The sequence below is a fragment of the Actinomadura sp. NPDC000600 genome (genome assembly GCF_040492135.1).
Classification (GTDB): domain Bacteria; phylum Actinomycetota; class Actinomycetes; order Streptosporangiales; family Streptosporangiaceae; genus Spirillospora.
This window is the reverse complement of sequence record NZ_JBEUPD010000065.1, coordinates 1-17,459: the sequence shown is the minus strand read 5'-3', so window position 1 is coordinate 17,459 and position 17,459 is coordinate 1. Positions and strand designations below refer to the sequence as shown.

Genomic DNA, 17,459 nt, shown 5'->3' with positions numbered 1-17,459 from the left:
AAACACCCGGTCCCATCCCGAACCCGGAAGTTAAGCCCTTCAGCGCCGATGGTACTGCATGGGAGACCGTGTGGGAGAGTAGGACGCCGCCGGACTTGAATTGGTCGAGGGTCGCCCCGGATTGTGCGGGGCGGCCCTCGACGCATGTCGTGGCCAGGCCAAAGTAGGCTGAAGAGTCCACCGAACCACATCAAGAACAGTGACGGACGTGATGAGCGCGGAAGAGGACGGCCGCGGCGACGACAGCCGCGAGCGGCGGGGCGACAACGGGCGGCGGAACACGCCGGCCCGGCGTGGGGGCGGTTCCCGCGGCGGCCAGGGAGGGCCCGGGGCCCGCAAGGGCGGTGGTCCTCGCGGCGGGGCGTTCCGCGCCGGTGGCCCGCAGGGCGGGCGCGGCCGTCCTGGCGGCGGGCAGGAGCGGGACGCGCGCGGTAAGCGCGATGACCGCAAGCCCGGCCGCCCTTTCAAGCGTTCCGAGGAGGGGCGTCCCGAATCCCGTGAGGGCCGCTCGGACAGTCGCTTCGGCGGCCAGCGCGGCGGTGAGCGCAGAGACACCCGGTTCTCGGGCCAGCGCGGCGAGCGCAAGGAAGGCCGGTTCTCCGGTCAGGGCGGCGAGCGTCGGGACAGCCGACCCTCTGGTCAGGGCGGTGAGCGCCGGGACAGTCGATTCTCGGGCCAGCGCGATGAGCGTCGGGACAGTCGGTTCTCCGGGCAGCGCGGTGAGCGCAAGGAGGGCCGGTTCTCGGGCCAAGGCGGCGAGCGTCGGGACAGCCGTTTCTCCGGCCAGCGCGATGAGCGTCGGGACGGTCGGCCCTCTGGCCAGGGCGGCGAGCGTCGGGACAGCCGACCCTCTGGTCAGGGCGGTGAGCGTCGCGACAGCCGGTTCTCTGGGCAGCGCGGCGAGCGTAGGGACAGCGGGTTCTCCGGGGAGCGCGGCGAGCGGCGGGAAGGGCGGCCCTTCGAGAGCCGCGGGCCCCGCGCGGGCCAGGGCGGCGGGCCGCGCCGTGAAGGGCGTCCCGGCGGGTTCCAGGGCCGCGGCGGTCAGGGCGAGCGGCGCACTGAGGGGCGTCCTCAGGACCGTCCGTTCCGGGGCCGCCGTGATGACCGCGACGACCGCCGTACGGGCGGGCAGCGGTTCGAAGGCCGACGTGAAGGCCGTCCCGGAGACCGTGAGAAGCCGTTCAAGGGCCGCGGCGGGCCGCGGCGCCCCCAGGACGGCGGGCGCTCCTACGGACCGCCTCGCGATCGCGGGGAACGGCCCGCACGGTACGAGGAGCGTGAGCGGCCGGCGCCCAAGCACGACGATCCGCTGCTGCCCGAGGACGTCACCGGCGACGAGCTGGACGTCGAGGCGCGCGAGGAGCTGCGCACCCTGCCGAAGGAGCTGGCGACGAAGGTCGCCCGGCACCTGGTGATGGCGGGCCGCCTCGCCGAGGACGAGCCGGAGCAGTCCTACCGGCACGCCAAGGCGGCGCGGCGGCTCGCGTCCCGCGTCGGGATCGTCCGGGAGGCCGCCGGGATCGCGGCATATCACGCGGGAGAGTGGGCGGAGGCGCTCGCCGAGCTGCGGGCCGCGCGGCGGCTGGGCGCCGGCGACCACTCCTACCTGCCACTGATGGCCGACTGCGAGCGCGGTCTCGGGCGGCCCGAGCGCGCCCTCGACCTGATCAAGTCGCCGGAGGCGGAGAAGCTCGACCCGATGGGGCGCGTCGAACTGCGCATCGTGGAGTCGGGCGTGCGGCGCGACATGGGCCAGAATGACGCGGCCGTGGTCACCCTGCAGATCCCCGAACTGCGCGACCGGCGGCTCCGCCCGTGGTCGGTGCGGCTGTTCTACGCCTACGCGGACGCGCTCGTCGAGGCGGGACGCGAAAGCGAGGCGTCCGACTGGTTCGCGCGGGCCGCCGCTGCCGACCGGGACGGGGACACCGACGCCGCCGAACGGTACGCCGAACTCGAAGGCCTCCACATCCTCGACACCGAGGAGGAGGACACCGACGACGTCCATGTGGAGGAGACCCACGACGTTGCGGTGGAGGACACTCACGACCTCCAGGCCGAGGAGAGCGACGAAGTTCAGGCGGATGAGGCCGACGGCGCCCAGGCCGGGGAGGCCGACGACCTCCAGGCCGGGGAGGCCGACGGCGTCCAGGCAGGGGAGATCGACGGTGTTCAGGCCGAGGATGCGGTAGAGGCGGGGGAGACCGAGCCTGTCGACGTGCCCGAGGCCGAACACGGTGACGCGGAGGAGCCGCGGGAGCCGGGCGAGGCGTCGGCCACGGACATCGAGTTCCGGCCCGCCGAGCCCGAGGTGCGGGAGACGACGGACGAGAGCGCCCCGCAGGCCCCGATGCTGTTCCTGGAGCCGAGGCAGGCCGACGAGGAGCGGCCGCCGCCGGAGGAATGACGGCCGGTACTTGACTGGCGGGTAGGTTTCCCGGATATTCACGGGACCGCGCCGTTCGGGGGGCCGTCGGACGCGTCCGGCGGTGATCGACTCTTTGGAGTTGCCATGCCCCTGGACCGACGCACGTTCCTGCGCGCCACCGCCGTCGCGGGCGGGACGACCGCCTTCTCGGGCGCGCTGTGGCAGCGGGCCTTCGCCTCGGGCCCGGCCCAGCCCGGTCCGAGCCCCTACGGCCCGCTGCGGCCCGCGGACGGCAACGGGGTGCAGTTGCCGGAGGGGTTCACCAGCCGGGTCGTGGCGCGCTCGCTCCAGCGCGTCGAGGGGACGAGGTACACGTGGCATCCCGCCCCGGACGGGGGCGCTTGCTTCCGCGACGGCGACGGCTGGATCTATGTCAGCAACTCTGAGGTGCCCGTCGTCGGCGGCGTGTCGGCCCTGCGGTTCGACGCGTCCGGGAAGGTCGCCTCGGCGTACCGGATCCTGAACGGCACGACGCTGAACTGCTCCGGCGGGGCGACCCCGTGGGGCACGTGGCTGTCGTGCGAGGAGCACGACCTCGGCCTCGTCCACGAGACGGACCCGCGCGGCCAGAAGGGGGCGGTCGCCCGCCCGGCGCTGGGCCGGTTCAAGCACGAGGCGGCGGCCTCCGACCCCGAGCGGAAGGTCGTCTACCTCACCGAGGACCAGCCGGACGGCTGCTTCTACAGGTTCCGGCCCCGGACGTGGGGCGACCTGTCGTCCGGCACGCTCGAAGTGCTGGTCGGCTCCGGGACGGGGCCCGTCCAGTGGGCGAAGGTGCCGAACCCCGAGGTCTGGCTCACGCCGACCCGGGACCAGGTGGACGGCGCCATGCGCTTCGACGGCGGCGAGGGCTGCTACTACACGCACGGCGTCTGCTACTTCACCACCAAGGGCGACAACCGCGTGTGGGCGTACGACGCGGCGGGCGGGCGGCTGGACATCGCCTATGACGACGACCTCGTCACCACAGGCGAGGCCCCGCTGCACGGCGTCGACGCCGTGACCGCGACGGCGTCCGGTGACCTCTACGTCGCCGAGGACGGCGACAATATGGAGATCAACCTCATCACGACCGGCGGGATCGTGACTCCGTTCCTGCGCGTCGTCGGCCACGACGAGTCGGAGATCACCGGGACCGCGTTCAGCCCGGACGGGTCGCGCCTGTACTTCTCCTCCCAGCGCGGCAAGAGCGGGTTCATCGCCGGGACGGACGGCTGCACCTTCGAGGTGACCGGCCCCTTCCGCCGCTGACGGGCCCCGGGCGTGCCGGGTGCCGTCACGCGTGCCTGCTCAGGGCGTGCATGATCCCGGCGACGTTGCTCTCGGTGCTGTTCAGGACCTCGTACTTGGCGGCCAGTTCCGGATCGACGCCGTCCCTGGTGATCGCGTAGCGGTCCCTGGTGCGGTCGACGACCATGGCGACGGCGTGGTCGAGGTCGAGGCCCCGGTCGTGGGCGTCCTGGACGGCGTCCACCCAGATGCGCAGTTCCTCCGCGGAGCGCTCCAGCGTGTCCTGGACCTCCTGCACGGGCCCGTAGTGCGCGAACAGCAGGCGCTGCGGGCCCAGGGACCGGAACTTGCCGAGCGACTCCAGCGCCGTGTCGAGGTCGAAGTCCGGGGGAGGCGTGGCGGGCCGCACGTCGGCCGTCTCCGGGATGTAGATGCCCGCGGCGTCGCCCACGTAGAGGTCGCCGGTCTGCGAGTCCATCAGCCCGACGTGGTGCTTGGCGTGGCCGGGGGAGTAGTGCGACTCCAGCCGCCGCCCGCCGCCGAGGTCGATCACGCCGGTGTCCTCGACGGCCCGGATGCGGGCCGCGTCCGTCGGCTTCAGCTCGCCGAAGAGGGTGTCGAGGCTGTCCCCGTAGACCATGCGGGCGCTGCGCATGAGGCGGGACGGGTCCGCCAGGTGCCGCGCGCCCTTCTCGTGGACGACGATCTCCGCCCGCGGGTACATCCCGGCGATGTCGCCGACGCCGCCCGCGTGGTCGAGGTGGATGTGCGTCACGACCACGCTCGCCAGGTCGCCGGGTCCGACGCCCAGTTCCCGCAGCGCCGCCTGCACGACGGGCGCCGAGCCGGACGTTCCCGGCTCCACCAGGCATGGCCGGTCGGAGAGGATCAGATATCCGGCGGTGATGCCGGAGTACCCGGCCATCCGCGTGTCGATCTCGTAGACGTCCCCGCCGAGCGGCGTGATGGTGGTCGTGGTGTCCATTCCCCGATCATGGCCTCTGCGGGGCGCCGGGGTCGAGCAGCCGCAGGACGAGGCCCGTGCGGGGCTTGGGGCCGAACGAGGTCGACTTGCGCGGCACGCGTTCGCCCCCGCCCGCGATGGCCAGCACGTCCTCCACCCGGAGCGGGTTCAGGATCACGGCCGTTCCGCCGCTGCGCCGGGCGCGGGCGACGGCCGCGGACGGGTCGTCGTGCACCACCTCGACGGTGTTCTCGTTCTCCGGGACGCCCCATACGCCGCCGATCAGGAGGTGGTCGAGGACGGCGGTGTCGAGCGCGGACCAGCGCGCCGAGTGCCCGGACGGCATGGCGTCGCGCAGGGCGTCCGGGTCCGGGCCCGTGAGCAGGTGGAGGGAGTCGCCGCCGCCGAGGAGGAACGCGGGACCCTCCGCGCGGGCGAGGGCACCCAGGGCCGCCTCCTCGTCCGGGAAGGCGGACACGCGGAAGACCTGGCGCGCCTTGTCCAGCGCGACGTCCGGACGGAGGCCGGGGAGCACGCGGTGGATGGCGCCGAGGTGCGGCGGGTAGCGCGTCGAGTCGACCAGAAGGGCGAGGCCCGCGTCCCAGGGGCCGGGGCCGTCGCCGGCCGCGTGGCGGCGCGCCTGGAGGGCGCGGTAGGTGGCGTAGCGGTGGTGCCCGTCGGCGATGAGGGCCTGCTTGCCGCGGAGGTCGGCGTCCACCCGCGCGTGCAGGGCGGGGTCGGTGACGCGCCACAGCCGGTGGGTCAGCCCGTCGTCGGCGTCGAACTCCATCAGCGGCGTCCCGGCCGCGGCGTCGTCGACGACGCCGGCCGCGTCGCCGCCGCCCTCGTACACCAGGAAGATCGGCTCCAGGTTGGCGTTCGCCGCCGCCATCAGCGCGAGCCGGTCGCGGACCGGGCCGGGGAAGACGTTCTCGTGCGGCAGCACGACGCCGTCGGACTCCGCGCGCAGGCCGAGGCCGCCGATCAGGCCGCGCTGCAGGACCGCCGCGCCGCGGGCGGCCTCGTAGACGTACAGGGCCGGCTCGGGGTCGACGGTCAGCGCGCCGCGCTCCAGCCAGCGGCGCAGCCGCCGGCCGGCCTCGGCGTAGGTCTCCCCGGCGGCGCGCGGGAGGTTGAGCCGGATGATGTTGTGGCCGCCCTCCGCCAGCAGCCGCAGCGCCGCCGCCTCGTCGATCAGGTCGTACGGCGGCATGGTCACCGAGGCCAGGTCGCCGGCCACCTCGGGGACGAAGCGGACGCCGCGGAACGGCGCCAGCTCCAGGCCGCCGCCCGTGCGCGGAGCCGCCGTCCCGAAGATCCGCGCGCTGAACTCCTCGGGGTCCAGGCCGGAGGAGAGGTCGTCGTCCACGCTGGGCATGCTATTCAGCGGAGGGCGTCCGGAGGCGCGGCGGGTACGGTCGTAGTGATCGATGTCCGAGGGGAGGTCCACATGAGTACTCAAGGACCCGGACGGCCGGAGGATTCCCCAGGCGACGACCCGGACGAGCACGCGGCCCCGCCGCAGGGCGGCGTCTACGAGTGGTACACGCGGGGCCTGGAGCTGCTGCGGGCGGGCAGCGCCGCGGCGGCGCTCCAGCTGCTGACCAGGGCCGCCGAGGCCGAACCGCAGTCGCACAGCATCCGGGAGGCGCTCGCCCGCGCCCAGTTCGGGGCACGGCAGTTCGACGCGGCCGCCGAGAGCTTCCGCGGGATCGTGGAGGAGGAGCCCGCCGAGGACTACGCGCGGTTCGGGCTCGGGCTGTCGCTCAGCCGGATGGGCGACTTCGAGGCCGCCGTCGAGCATCTCGCGCTCGCCGCGGCCATGCGGCCCGAGAACAAGGACTACGCGCGGGCGTTGCAGCACGCCAGAGCCACCCTCGCCGCCCGGCGCTGACCCGCCCCTTACCCGTTGGTAACAACCCCCGTACGATCCCAGGCATGAGGAGCCCGATGAAAGGCAGCGAACGCCCCCTGAGCGAGGCGTACGACGTCGCCCTGCTCGACCTCGACGGGGTCGTGTACGTCGGCCGCAGGCCCGTCCCGGCGGCGGCGGAGTCGCTCGCCAAGGCCCGCGCGGCCGGGCAGCGCCTGGCGTTCGTGACCAACAACGCGTCGCGGACGCCGTCGGCGGTCGCCGCGCTGCTAACCGAGGTCGGCGTCCCCGCGGAGGCGGAGGACGTGGTGACCTCGGCCCAGGCCGCCGCCCGGCTGCTGGCCGAGCGCCTGCCCGCCGGGTCGGAGGTGCTGGTGGTGGGCGGCATGGGCCTGCGCCACGCCCTCTACCAGCAGGGCCTCCGCCCGGTGTCGACGGCGTCGCGGCGCCCCGCCGCCGTCGTCCAGGGCTACCACCCCGACCTCGGCTACGGGCTGCTGTCCGAAGGCGCGCAGGCGGTCAGCATGGGCGCCCTGTTCGTCGGGTCCAACGGCGACCTGACCATCCCCGGCGGCGAGGGGCCGCCGCACCCCGGGAACGGAGCCCTCCTCCGCGTGATCAGCTCCGCCACCGGCGTGGAGCCGGTCGTCACCGGCAAGCCCGAGCGGCCGCTGCACCAGGAGTCGATCCTGCGCACCGGCGCCGAGCGCCCGCTGGTGGTCGGCGACCGCCTCGACACCGACATCGAGGGCGCCTTCAACGGCGGCGCCGACAGCCTGCTCGTCTTCACCGGCGTCACCGGCCGTCTGCAGGCGCTCACCGCCCCGCCCCACCGGCGCCCCACCTATCTCGCGCCCGACCTCTCCGGCCTGCTCGTGCCGCATCCGGAGACCGTCCGGGAGGGCGGCGCCCACCGCTGCGGCGGCTGGACGGCGCAGCGCGACGGCGGAACGTTCGCGCTCAGCGGATCCGGCGATCCCTACGACGGCCTCCGCGCCCTCGCCTCCGCCGCCTGGGAGAGCGAGGAGCCGCCGCCGGCAGAGGCGTTCACCGAGGCCCTGGAGACCCTTTCGCTCTGAGGGCCTGGGCCCTGCGGGAAGGCCGCGGTCAGAGGAGCTTGCGCAGGCGGAGGAGGTCGAAGATGCTCGCCTCGATCTTCAGGCGGCCGGCGGTCCACGCCTTGGCCGGGTTCAGCTCGTCGAACGCCATCGCGACGAGGTCGTCGCTCTCCACGGTGAGGCGCACCTGCGCGGCCCTGGGGTCGTCGTCGTGCTCGAACGGGTCGAGGCCGCCCCCGTGGAGCCGGGTCCGGTAGGCCAGCCCGAGGTCCGCGACACGGCAGCTGATCGTCCGCTCGACGACGTGCTCGGCGAGCCGGTCGGCGTCGACCTCCCCCAGGCGCGCCGCGATACGCTCCAGCGCCGCACGGCACTCCTCCTCGTTCGCCATGGTCAGGCCGTTCCCCGTTCGTCCGGCATCGATGTCGTTCAGGGACGGTAGCGTTCATGGTGAGCCGGAGGCGACTCGTCGCGTGCGCTCCGGGAGCACTGGGAGGTAAACGTGATGTCCGACGAGGCCGCGGAGGAGCCGGAGTTCCCGGCCGTGCCGCCGCCCGACCCGACCGGCGACCCGCGCGTGGACGCGGCCGTCGCCCTCCTCGGCGAGCTCGGCGGGCGGCCCGTCCCCGCGCACGTGGAGGTCTTCGAGGACGTCCACCAGCGGCTCCAGGAGCTCCTCGCGGCCGCCGGCCAGGACGAGCGGCCCGCGCCGCCCCGGCCCGCCTTCCCCGACGCCCTGCGCCCCCGTGAGTAGCCGGCGCCGCCTGGACGCCGAACTGGTGCGCCGCGGGCTGGCCCGCTCGCGCGAGCAGGCCGGGCAGCTGATCGCCGACGGGCGGGTCCGCGTCGGCGGGCAGACCGCGGCGAAGGCGGCCACGCAGGTCGAGACCGGGTCCGCGATCGTCGTGGCCGACGCCGGCGGCGGCCCCGAGTACGCGTCGCGCGGCGGCCACAAGCTCGCCGGCGCGCTTGAGGCGTTCCAGGGCCTGGAGGTCAAGGGCCGCGTCTGCCTGGACGCGGGCGCCTCGACCGGCGGGTTCACCGACGTCCTGCTCCGCGCCGGCGCCGCGCACGTGTACGCGGTCGACGTCGGGTACGGGCAGATCGCCTGGTCGCTGCGCACCGACGACCGGGTCACCGTCATGGAGAGGGTCAACATCCGCGACCTGGAGCCCCGGATGCTCGGCGGCGCGCCGCCGAGTCTCGTCGTCGGCGACCTGTCGTTCATCTCGTTGAAGCTCGTCCTCGGGCCGGTCCAGCGGTGCGCGGCCCCCGAGGCCGACTACGCGGTCATGGTGAAGCCGCAGTTCGAGGTCGGCAAGGACCGCGTCGGCGCGGGCGGCGTCGTCCGCGACCCGGAGTTGCGCGCCGACGCCGTGCGCGGCGTGGCCGGGCACGCGGCGACCCTCGGCCTCGGCGTCCTCGGGGTGGCGGCGAGCCCGCTTCCGGGGCCGTCCGGCAACGTGGAGTACTTCCTGTGGCTGCGCGCGGGAGCCCCTCCGCTGGACGAGGACGCCCTGGCGAAGGCCATCGCGGAGGGCCCGCAGTGAGCGGCGGCGCCGCGCCGCGCGTACAGAGGGCGTCCGAATCGGGAACGCCCCGCGCGGAGGCGTTCGTCCAGACGTCTGTACGCCGGAGAGCGTCGGGGAGTGGGGCGAGAGCATGAGCACAAGGTCGGTGCTGGTCGTGACGCACACCGGGCGGCCCGAGGCGGTCCGCAGCGCCCAACTGGTCATCGAGCGGCTCAGCGAGGCCGGGATCTGCGTCCGGGTCCTGGACGGCGAGGCCGACGACATCGGCTGCACGGGCGTCGAGGTCATGCCCAGCAACGCGGCGGCCGCCGACGAGGCCGAGGTCGTCATGGTCCTCGGCGGCGACGGGACGCTGCTGCGCGCCGCCGACCTGACCCGCAGCTCCGGCACCCCGCTTCTCGGCGTGAACCTCGGCCATGTCGGGTTCCTCGCCGAGGCCGAGCGCGACGACCTCGCCGCCACCGTCGACCGGGTCGTGACCCGCCGCTACGACGTCGAGGAGCGCATGACCGTCGACGTCACAGCCCGCCGCAACGGCACCGTCCTCGGCACGACGTGGGCGCTGAACGAGGCCAGCATCGAGAAGGCCGAGCGGGAGCGGATGCTGGAGGTCGTCGCCGAGATCGACGGCCGGCCCCTGTCCAACTGGGGCTGCGACGGTGTGGTGTGCGCCACCCCGACCGGCTCCACCGCCTACGCGTTCTCCGCCGGCGGCCCGGTCGTGTGGCCGGAGGTGGAGGCGATGCTCGTCGTGCCGATCAGCGCGCACTCGCTGTTCGCGCGCCCGCTGGTGGTCTCGCCGCGCTCGTCGGTCGCGGTGGAGGTGCTGCCCGACACGCCCCGCGCGGTGCTGTGGTGCGACGGGCGGCGCACGCTCGACCTGCCGCCGGGCGCGCGGGTCGAGGTCCGCCGCGGTGCCGAGCCGGTCCGGCTCGCGCGGCTGCACCTCACCCCGTTCACCGACCGGCTGGTCACCAAGTTCGGGCTGCCCGTGACGGGCTGGCGCGGCCGGGTCCGCCAGCCGTCCCGGCCGTCCCCGCCGCTCGGCGACTCGCAGGTCGGGGACGCCCCGGCGGCCGGGGGCATCGCCGGCTACCCGGGGCCCGGCTTCCCGCCCGAGGGGGCGTCTCCGGGGCCGGACGGGGAGGCGGCGGGCGGGCAGAGGAGATAATCTCCACAGGCGCTGATCGGGGATCTGGTTGCGGAGGGTTGTGACGCTGGTGCGTCCGATGGTCGATGAGGTGCGGATCCAGGGCCTCGGGGTGATCGACGAGGCCGTGCTCGATCTGTCGCCGGGCTTCAACGTGGTGACGGGGGAGACCGGGGCGGGCAAGACCATGGTGGTCACCAGCCTCGGGCTGATGTTCGGCGGCCGCGCCGACCCGCAGCGGGTCAGGCCCGGCGCGGGACGCGCCACGGTCGAGGGCCGCATCGTCGTCGACCCGGGCGGCCGCGTGGTCGAGCGGGTCGAGGACGCCGGCGGCGAACTCGACGACGGCGCGCTGATCGTCACGCGCTCGGTGTCGGCGGAGGGCCGGTCCCGCGCGTTCCTCGGCGGCCGGTCCGTCCCCGTCAGCGTGCTGATCACCCTGGCGGACGACCTGGTCGCCGTGCACGGGCAGTCCGACCAGCAGCGGCTGCTGCAGTCGTCGCGGCAGCGCGGCGCGCTCGACCGGTACGCGGGCGGCTCGCTGACCAAGCCGATGCGCGCCTACACCAAGACCTACCAGCGGCACCGCCAGGTCAGCGCGCTGCTGGAGGAGCTGACCACGCGGGCGCGCGAGCGGGCCCAGGAGGCGGACGTGCTCCGCTTCGGCCTGGAGGAGATCGAGAAGGTCGACCCCAAGGACGGCGAGGACACCGACCTCGCCGCCGAGGAGGAGCGCCTCGGGCACGCCGACGCGCTGCGCGGCGCGGCCGACACCGCGCACGAGGCCCTGCTCGGCGACCCTGCCGCCGCGTTCGAGGCCGCGAACGTGACCGGCCTGCTCGGCCAGGCCCGCAACGCGCTGGACGCCGTCCGCGACCACGACCCGGAGCTCGCGGCCCTCGCCGACCGGCTCGCCGAGGCCGGCTACCTGGTCTCCGACGTCGGTACCGACCTGGCGTCCTACGCCGAGTCCGTGGACGCCGACCCGGCGCGGCTCGCGGCCGTCCAGGAGCGGCGCGCCGAGCTGACCGCGCTCACCCGCAAGTACGGCGGGACGGAGGGGACGGTCACCGAGGTCCTGGAGTGGGCGCGCCGGTCCGCGGCCCGGCTCGCCGAGCTGGAGGGCGACGACGACCGCATCGACGAGCTGCGGTCCGAGCACGCCGAGCTGACCGAGCGCCTCGCCGCCGAGGCCGCGGAGCTGACCGCGGTCCGGACCCGGGCCGCCGAGCGGTTCTCCGAGGCCGTCACCGAGGAGCTGACCGCGCTGGCGATGCCGCACGCCCGCGTCGTCGTCACCGTCACCCCGACCGGCGACCACGGCCCCCACGGCGTCGACGAGGTCGAGGTGCGGCTCGCCCCGCACCCGGGGTCGCCGCCGCTGCCGCTGCACAAGGGCGCCTCGGGCGGCGAGCTGTCCCGCGTGATGCTGGCGATCGAGGTCGTGTTCGCGGGCGCCGACCCCGTTCCGACGTTCGTGTTCGACGAGGTCGACGCGGGCGTCGGCGGCAAGGCCGCGGTGGAGATCGGGCGGCGGCTGGCGCGGCTGGCCCGCAACGCCCAGGTGATCGTCGTCACGCACCTGCCGCAGGTCGCCGCGTTCGCCGACCAGCACCTGCTGGTGGAGAAGTCCGACGACGGCACCGTCACCAGCAGCGGCGTCACCGCCCTGGACAGGGAGGGCCGCGTCCGGGAGCTCTCGCGCATGCTGGCCGGCCTGGAGGACTCCGAGCTCGGCCGCGCGCACGCCGAGGAGCTGCTCGCCATGGCCGCCGAGGAACGGTAGCGGCGGCCCCGGGATCCCACGTCAGACCGCACGTCAGACCCACATCGGACCCTGTCGGCGCCGCCGCGGGCCGCCGCCCGCTCCGGCAAAGATTACAGAGAGTGCGTGAACGGACACGCCTGGACAGTCGTCGGTTCCCGGCGTCCGCTCCCGTGCTCTGGCAGGATGGCAGTTGATGAACGAGTCATCACCCACCGCGGAGCGACGCGCCCGGCTGGCCCAGAGGCTGCCCCGGCGCGTGCTCACGCTGGGCCGCGGCCGCGACGACGGGCGGCCCGGGGTCAGCGCCACGGTCCGGCTCGACCGCCGCACCAAGGACCTGACCAAGCGGCTGCAGCCCGGCGAGGTCGCGGTGATCGACCACGTCGACCTCGACCGCGTCAGCGCCGAGGCGCTGGTCTCGCGCGAGGTCGGCGCCGTCGTCAACGTCGCGCCCAGCATCTCAGGCCGGTACCCGAACCTCGGCCCGCAGATCCTGATCGAGGCGGGCATCCCGCTGGTCGACGACGTCGGCCCCGAGATCTTCAGCAAGCTGCAGGAGGGCGACCAGGTCCGCGTCGAGGGGCCCGCCGTGCACCGGGGCGAGGAGGTCGTCGCCAAGGGCACCGAGCAGACCGCCGAGTCCATCGAGGAGGCGCTGACCGAGGCCAAGGCCGGGCTCGCCTCCCAGCTGGAGGCGTTCGTCGCCAACACGATGGAGTACGTCAAGCGCGAGCGCGACCTGCTCATCGACGGCGTCGGCGTCCCCGACGTGGCCACGAGGATCGGCGGGCGGCACGCCCTGATCGTGGTGCGCGGCTACCACTACCGCGAGGACATCGCGACCCTGCGCCCCTACATCCGCGAGTACCGCCCCGTGCTGATCGGGGTGGACGGCGGCGCCGACGCGCTGATGGAGGCCGGCTACCGCCCCGACATGATCGTCGGGGACATGGACTCGGTCTCCGACGACGCGCTCACCTGCGGCGCCGAGCTCGTCGTGCACGCCTACCGCGACGGCCGCGCGCCGGGCCTGAAGCGCGTGCACGAGCTGGGCAAGGACGCCGTGGTGTTCCCCGCCGCCGCCACCAGCGAGGACATCGCGATGCTCCTCGCCGACGACAAGGGCGCCACCCTGATCGTCGCGGTCGGCACGCACGCCAACATGGAGGAGTTCTTCGACAAGGGGCGCGCCGGCATGGCCAGCACGTTCCTCACCCGGCTCCGCGTCGGCAGCAAGCTCGTCGACGCCAAGGGCGTCAGCCGGCTCTACCGCAGCCGGATCTCCACCTGGTCGCTGCTGTTCCTCGTCCTCGGCGCGTTCATCGCCATCGTCACCGCCGTCGCCATGTCCCCGGCGGGGGACGTCATCAGTCCCCTGCTCGCCGACCGCTGGCACGCCTTCCTCTTCTGGCTGACCGGACTCTTCACGTGATCGATTTCCGCTACCACCTCGTCTCCATCGTCGCGATCTTCCTCGCGCTGGCGCTCGGCATCGTCCTGGGCTCCACCACGCTGTCCAACTCGGTGAGCGACACCCTGCGCCAGCAGGCGAACTCGGCCGCCAAGACGGCCCAGCAGGCGCGGCTCGACCAGCGCACCCTGCGGCACCAGCTGGACGGCGAGGAGCAGTTCACCAAGGCGCTCTCGCCGCAGATCGTCGCCGACCGGCTCAAGGGCCAGTCCGTGGTGCTGGTCGAGACGCCGGGCGCCGGCAACGACAGCATCGAGCAGGTCAGCCGGCTGGCCAAGGACTCCGGCGCCGCCGTCACCGGGCGCGTCACGATCCAGAAGAAGCTCCTGGACGACGACCAGCAGACCACCGTCGACGAGCTCGCCACCCAGCTCAAGACCGACGAGGTGAAGTTCCCGGAGAACGCGGGCGCCTACGGCAAGGCGGGCGCCGTCCTCGCGGCCGCGCTCGTCACCAGGGACCCGGCCAAGTCCGGCCGCGAGGACGCCGCCGGGGGCGCCGTCCTCAACGGCTTCAAGCAGGCCGGATACGTCACCACCAGCGGCAAGCCCGGCCAGCACGCCACCCTCGCCGTCATGGTCGCGCCCGCCGCCGCGTACGCCTACGCGGGCGGCGGCGACGACAACAAGGCACTGATCTCGCTGGCCTCCGCACTCGACGCCGCCGGGCGCGGTACCGTCGTCGGTGGCCCGCCGACCTCCGCTCAGGAGGGCGGGCTGATCGCGGCGCTGCGCGACTCCGACGCCGCCGACTCGGTCTCCACCGTCGACGTGGTGGACACCGCGGCCGGCCAGGTCGTCACGATCCTGGCGCTGCAGAACGAGATCGGCGGCAAGTCCGGGCAGTACGGCACGGGCGCCGGCGCGAGCGGCTACCTGCCCTCGCCCGCGCCCACGGCGGGGAAGAGCGGGTGACCTGATGGGACGAGGCATCGCCAGGAGCACGCGGCTGGCGGTCGGCGTCGGCCTGGGCGCGGTGGCCGCGCGCGCCGCGTACGCGGCGCTGACGCAGCGCCCGCCCGGCCTGAACGGGCTGCCCGGCGAGCAGGTCTGGGGCCGCACCAACCACCGCGGCGAGCCGGTCACCCTGCTGGAGGGGCCCGCGTTCGTCGCGGGCGCCGCCGCGGCCGGGCTGCTCGCCCCCGGCGCCACCGGCCGGATGCGCGCCGCCGCGCTGCTCGCCGGCGCCGGCGCCGGCGCCCTCGGCGGCTACGACGACCTCGCCGGCTCGGCGTCCTCCCGCGGCTTCAAGGGCCACCTGGCCGCGCTCGCGCGCGGCGAGGTGACCAGCGGCGCGGTGAAGATCCTCGGCATCGGCGCGACGGGGCTGGCCGCCGCCGCCGTGGCCGGCTCGCCCGCCCCGACCCGGACGGGCCGGGCCTTCGACACCCTCGTCAACGGCGCCGTCATCGCCGGGTCCGCGAACCTGATGAACCTGTTCGACCTGCGCCCCGGGCGGGCCGTGAAGGTCGGCCTCATCGCGGGGACGCCGCTGGCGCTGACGCGGTCCGGCTCCGCCGTGGTCGCCGCCCCGCTCGGCGCCGCCGCCGCGCTGCTGCCCGAGGACCTCGGCGAGCGCGCGATGCTCGGCGACACCGGCGCCAACGCGCTCGGCGCGCTGCTCGGCCTCGCCGCGACCCGCCTCGGCCGCGGGCCGCGGCTCGCCGTCCTCGCCGGGATCGCCGGGCTGAACGCCGCCAGCGAGTTCGTCAGCTTCACCAAGGTCATCGCGGGCAACCCGGTGCTGAACCGCATCGACATGCTGGGCCGCCGCCCCGCCGCCGTCCCCGCGCCGGCCCCCGCCGAGACCACGCGGCCGGGCGCCGAGGCCGGCACCGGGAAGGCGGACCCCGATAAGGCGGACTCCGTGAAGGCGGACTCCGTGAAGGCGGACTCCGAGAAGCCCCACACCGAGGACGCGTTCCGCCCGGCCGTCCCGCCGCAGGCGGGCCCGGTGGGCGACGGCGTCACCGATCCCGCCTAGCCCGCCCCACGGCCCCCCGCAGACGTCCACGAGCGTGCCTTCGCCTACCGTGCCCCCGTCACAAGCGCCACCGCCGGCCCGGCGGCGGCCGGGCATGCGCCGGCTGACCGGCGGGCTCGCCGGCGCCGCCGTCGTCATCGCGGTCATCACCGTGCTGGCGCGGCTGGCGGGGTTCGGCCGCACCTACGCCTTCTCCCAGACGGTCACCACCTCATGCCTGAGCCAGGCGTACTTCAGCGCCACACAGCTCCCAAGCAGCGTCTACGAGATCGTCGCGGGCGGCGCGCTGGCGAGCATGGTCGTCCCCGTCCTGGCCGGGCCCGCCGAGCGCGGCGACCGGGAGGAGGTCCGCCGGATCGGGTCGGCGCTGCTCACCTGGATCGTCGTGCTGATGGTGCCGCTGTCGGCGCTGATGGCGCTGCTCGCCCACCCGCTCATGGAGCTGGCGGTGGCCGAGCACCCGCAGGGCTGCTCGCGCGGCGAGGTGGTGCGGGTCGGCGGCGACATGCTGGCGATCCAGTCCGTGCAGATGGTGATGTACGGGATCGCGGTCGTGCTGTACGGGCTGCTGCAGTCGCACCGCCGGTTCGTCGCGCCCGCCCTCGCGCCGCTGGTCTCCAGCCTCGTGGTGATCGGCGCCTACGTCGTCTACGCGCCGCTCGGCAGGGGCTTCGAGAACGACCTGGCCGGGCTCCCGCTCGGGGCCGAGCTGACGCTGGCGATCGGCACGGCGCTCGGCGGCGTCGCGATGGCCGCGACGGCGGCGGTCGCCGCGTGGCGGCTGCGCCTGCGGCTGCGGCCGACCCTGCGCTTCCCGGACGGGGTGGCGCGGCGGGTGCGGCGGCTCGCGGCGGCCGGGATCGCGACGGTCGCGGCGCAGCAGCTGGCGACGCTGCTGGTCGTCCGGCTCAGCTCGCAGGGCACCCGCGGCGCGCTCGCCAACTACCAGTACGCGTGGGCGGTCTACCTGCTGCCGTGGGCGATCCTCGCTGTGCCGATCGCGACCAGCGCGTTCCCGCTGCTGTCGGCCAGGATGAGCGCGGCGGACCACGAGCGGTTCGACCAGGTCACCGCGTCCACCACCCGTGCGGTGATCCTGGTGTCGTGCGCGGGCGCCGCCGCGCTGGCCGCCGTCGCCGTCCCCGTCGCGGCGGTGTTCAACCCCGGCCACCCCGACCAGCAGGAGGTGCTGTCGCGCGCGGTGCTCGCGTTCGCGCCCGGCCTCCTCGGCTACGGGCTCGTCGCGCACCTCGGCCGCGTCCTGTACGCCTGCCACAAGGGGCGGATGGGCGCGACCGCCGTGGTCGCGGGCTGGGTCGTCGTCATGGTCGCCGAGGTCGCGCTGGTGCTGTCGGTCGACCGGCAGTGGGTCGTCGCGGCCCTCGGCGTCGGCAACGCCGTCGGGATGACCGTCGCCGGGGTCCTGCTGCTCGTGACGCTGGTGCGCGCGCGGGGCGCCGCGGCGGTGCGGGGCGTGCCGCGGGCGCTGGCCGCCGGGCTGCTCGGCGCCGCCGCGGGCGGCGCCGCCGGGTACGCGACGGCCGCGCTGCTCGGCCTCGGCGGGACGGGCCCGGCGGCGGAGCTGCGCAACGTCGGGACCGGGGCGCTCGCCGCGCTGGTCGCCGGCGCCGTCTTCGTGGTCATCGCATTCGTGATCGACGGCCGGGACCTGCGGGCCGTCCTCAGCCGGAAGGTCGTCCGCAATGTCTGACAGGCAGGATCTGGACGGGCTGCGCGTCGCCCTCGTCCTCGGCACCAGCGCGGGCGGCGTCGGCCGCCACGTCCGATCCGTCGCCGAGGGCCTGGTCGAGCGCGGCGCCCGCGTCGTGGTGTGCGGGCCCGCCGCCACCGAGGAGCTGTTCGGGTTCGGCGCCGCCGGCGCCCGCTTCGCCGAGGTCGACCTCGCCGACCGGCCCAGGCCCGCGGGCGACGCCAGGGCCGTCGCCCGGCTGCGCCGGCTGCTGCGCGGCGCCGACGTCGTCCACGCCCACGGCCTGCGCGC

15 protein-coding genes, 1 rRNA gene and 2 pseudogenes are annotated in these 17,459 nt (G+C 75.0%); 14 read left to right on the top strand and 4 right to left on the bottom strand.

Annotated features, from left to right (window positions below; translation table 11 throughout):
* A 5S ribosomal RNA gene (gene rrf, locus ABWI07_RS42625) occupies positions 1-95 on the top strand; the annotation flags it as partial.
* A gap of 95 nt (positions 96-190) precedes the next feature.
* Here the strand turns inward: rrf and ABWI07_RS42620 are convergent.
* Entirely contained in the window at positions 191-1,462 is a 1,272-nt protein-coding gene (locus ABWI07_RS42620; RefSeq protein WP_353822024.1) for a hypothetical protein, read from the bottom strand.
* Here ABWI07_RS42620 and ABWI07_RS42615 point away from each other — a divergent pair.
* Positions 1,415-2,407 (top strand): hypothetical protein, encoded by a 993-nt coding sequence (locus ABWI07_RS42615; RefSeq protein WP_353822025.1) that lies wholly within the window; start codon positions 1,415-1,417, stop codon positions 2,405-2,407. The genes ABWI07_RS42620 and ABWI07_RS42615 overlap by 48 nt on opposite strands.
* A 105-nt stretch (positions 2,408-2,512) precedes the next feature.
* Positions 2,513-3,679, top strand: a complete 1,167-nt coding sequence (locus ABWI07_RS42610) for an alkaline phosphatase PhoX (protein WP_353822023.1) — start codon at positions 2,513-2,515, stop codon at positions 3,677-3,679.
* A gap of 25 nt (positions 3,680-3,704) precedes the next feature.
* On the opposite strand, the gene ABWI07_RS42605 is transcribed toward ABWI07_RS42610, so the two are convergent.
* Positions 3,705-4,643 carry an MBL fold metallo-hydrolase gene (locus tag ABWI07_RS42605; protein WP_353822022.1) on the bottom strand — a complete coding sequence of 313 codons (939 nt, stop codon included), beginning with the start codon at positions 4,641-4,643 and terminating at the stop codon, positions 3,705-3,707.
* 7 nt (positions 4,644-4,650) lie between these two features.
* Complete coding sequence (locus ABWI07_RS42600) at positions 4,651-6,000, bottom strand: DUF1015 family protein (protein WP_353822021.1); 1,350 nt, start codon at positions 5,998-6,000, stop codon at positions 4,651-4,653.
* 72 nt (positions 6,001-6,072) lie between these two features.
* Here ABWI07_RS42600 and ABWI07_RS42595 point away from each other — a divergent pair, with 72 nt between their 5' ends.
* Together ABWI07_RS42595 and ABWI07_RS42590 are read left to right on the top strand one after the other, a co-directional pair.
* Positions 6,073-6,516, top strand: a complete 444-nt coding sequence (locus ABWI07_RS42595) for a tetratricopeptide repeat protein (protein WP_149258094.1) — start codon at positions 6,073-6,075, stop codon at positions 6,514-6,516.
* Between the two features lie 56 nt (positions 6,517-6,572).
* A complete protein-coding gene (locus ABWI07_RS42590) occupies positions 6,573-7,574 on the top strand; it encodes an HAD-IIA family hydrolase (protein WP_149258791.1) in 1,002 nt (333 codons plus the stop codon).
* Between the two features lie 28 nt (positions 7,575-7,602).
* On the opposite strand, the gene ABWI07_RS42585 is transcribed toward ABWI07_RS42590, so the two are convergent.
* Positions 7,603-7,944 carry an SCP2 sterol-binding domain-containing protein gene (locus tag ABWI07_RS42585; RefSeq protein ID WP_149258095.1) on the bottom strand — a complete coding sequence of 114 codons (342 nt, stop codon included), beginning with the start codon at positions 7,942-7,944 and terminating at the stop codon, positions 7,603-7,605.
* A 114-nt stretch (positions 7,945-8,058) separates the two neighbouring features.
* Between ABWI07_RS42585 and ABWI07_RS42580 the strand changes: the two genes are divergently transcribed.
* The 9 genes and pseudogenes from ABWI07_RS42580 to ABWI07_RS42540 form a co-directional block, all read left to right on the top strand.
* Positions 8,059-8,307 (top strand): hypothetical protein, encoded by a 249-nt coding sequence (locus ABWI07_RS42580; RefSeq protein ID WP_149258096.1) that lies wholly within the window; start codon positions 8,059-8,061, stop codon positions 8,305-8,307.
* Positions 8,300-9,103 (top strand): TlyA family RNA methyltransferase, encoded by an 804-nt coding sequence (locus ABWI07_RS42575; protein WP_353822020.1) that lies wholly within the window; start codon positions 8,300-8,302, stop codon positions 9,101-9,103. Before ABWI07_RS42580 ends, ABWI07_RS42575 begins: the two co-directional genes overlap by 8 nt.
* Before the next feature lie 112 nt (positions 9,104-9,215).
* Positions 9,216-10,103 (top strand): annotated as a pseudogene (locus ABWI07_RS42570) (NAD kinase); the annotation flags it as partial.
* A gap of 211 nt (positions 10,104-10,314) precedes the next feature.
* Positions 10,315-12,021 carry a DNA repair protein RecN gene (gene recN / locus ABWI07_RS42565; protein WP_149258099.1) on the top strand — a complete coding sequence of 569 codons (1,707 nt, stop codon included), beginning with the start codon at positions 10,315-10,317 and terminating at the stop codon, positions 12,019-12,021.
* 175 nt (positions 12,022-12,196) lie between these two features.
* Complete coding sequence (gene steA / locus ABWI07_RS42560) at positions 12,197-13,435, top strand: putative cytokinetic ring protein SteA (protein WP_149258100.1); 1,239 nt, start codon at positions 12,197-12,199, stop codon at positions 13,433-13,435.
* Positions 13,432-14,388 (top strand): copper transporter, encoded by a 957-nt coding sequence (locus ABWI07_RS42555; RefSeq protein WP_149258101.1) that lies wholly within the window; start codon positions 13,432-13,434, stop codon positions 14,386-14,388. The genes steA and ABWI07_RS42555 overlap by 4 nt, the downstream gene beginning before the upstream one ends.
* A gap of 4 nt (positions 14,389-14,392) precedes the next feature.
* Positions 14,393-15,280: pseudogene (locus ABWI07_RS42550) on the top strand (hypothetical protein); the annotation flags it as partial.
* Positions 15,281-15,551: 271 nt separating this feature from the next.
* The gene (gene murJ / locus ABWI07_RS42545) at positions 15,552-17,168 is read left to right on the top strand and encodes a murein biosynthesis integral membrane protein MurJ (protein ID WP_149258102.1); all 1,617 of its coding nucleotides are present in this window, start codon (positions 15,552-15,554) and stop codon (positions 17,166-17,168) included.
* Positions 17,161-17,459, top strand: a 299-nt coding sequence (locus ABWI07_RS42540) for a glycosyltransferase family 4 protein (protein WP_353822018.1), incomplete at its 3' end; no start/stop codon positions are given. The genes murJ and ABWI07_RS42540, both read left to right, overlap by 8 nt.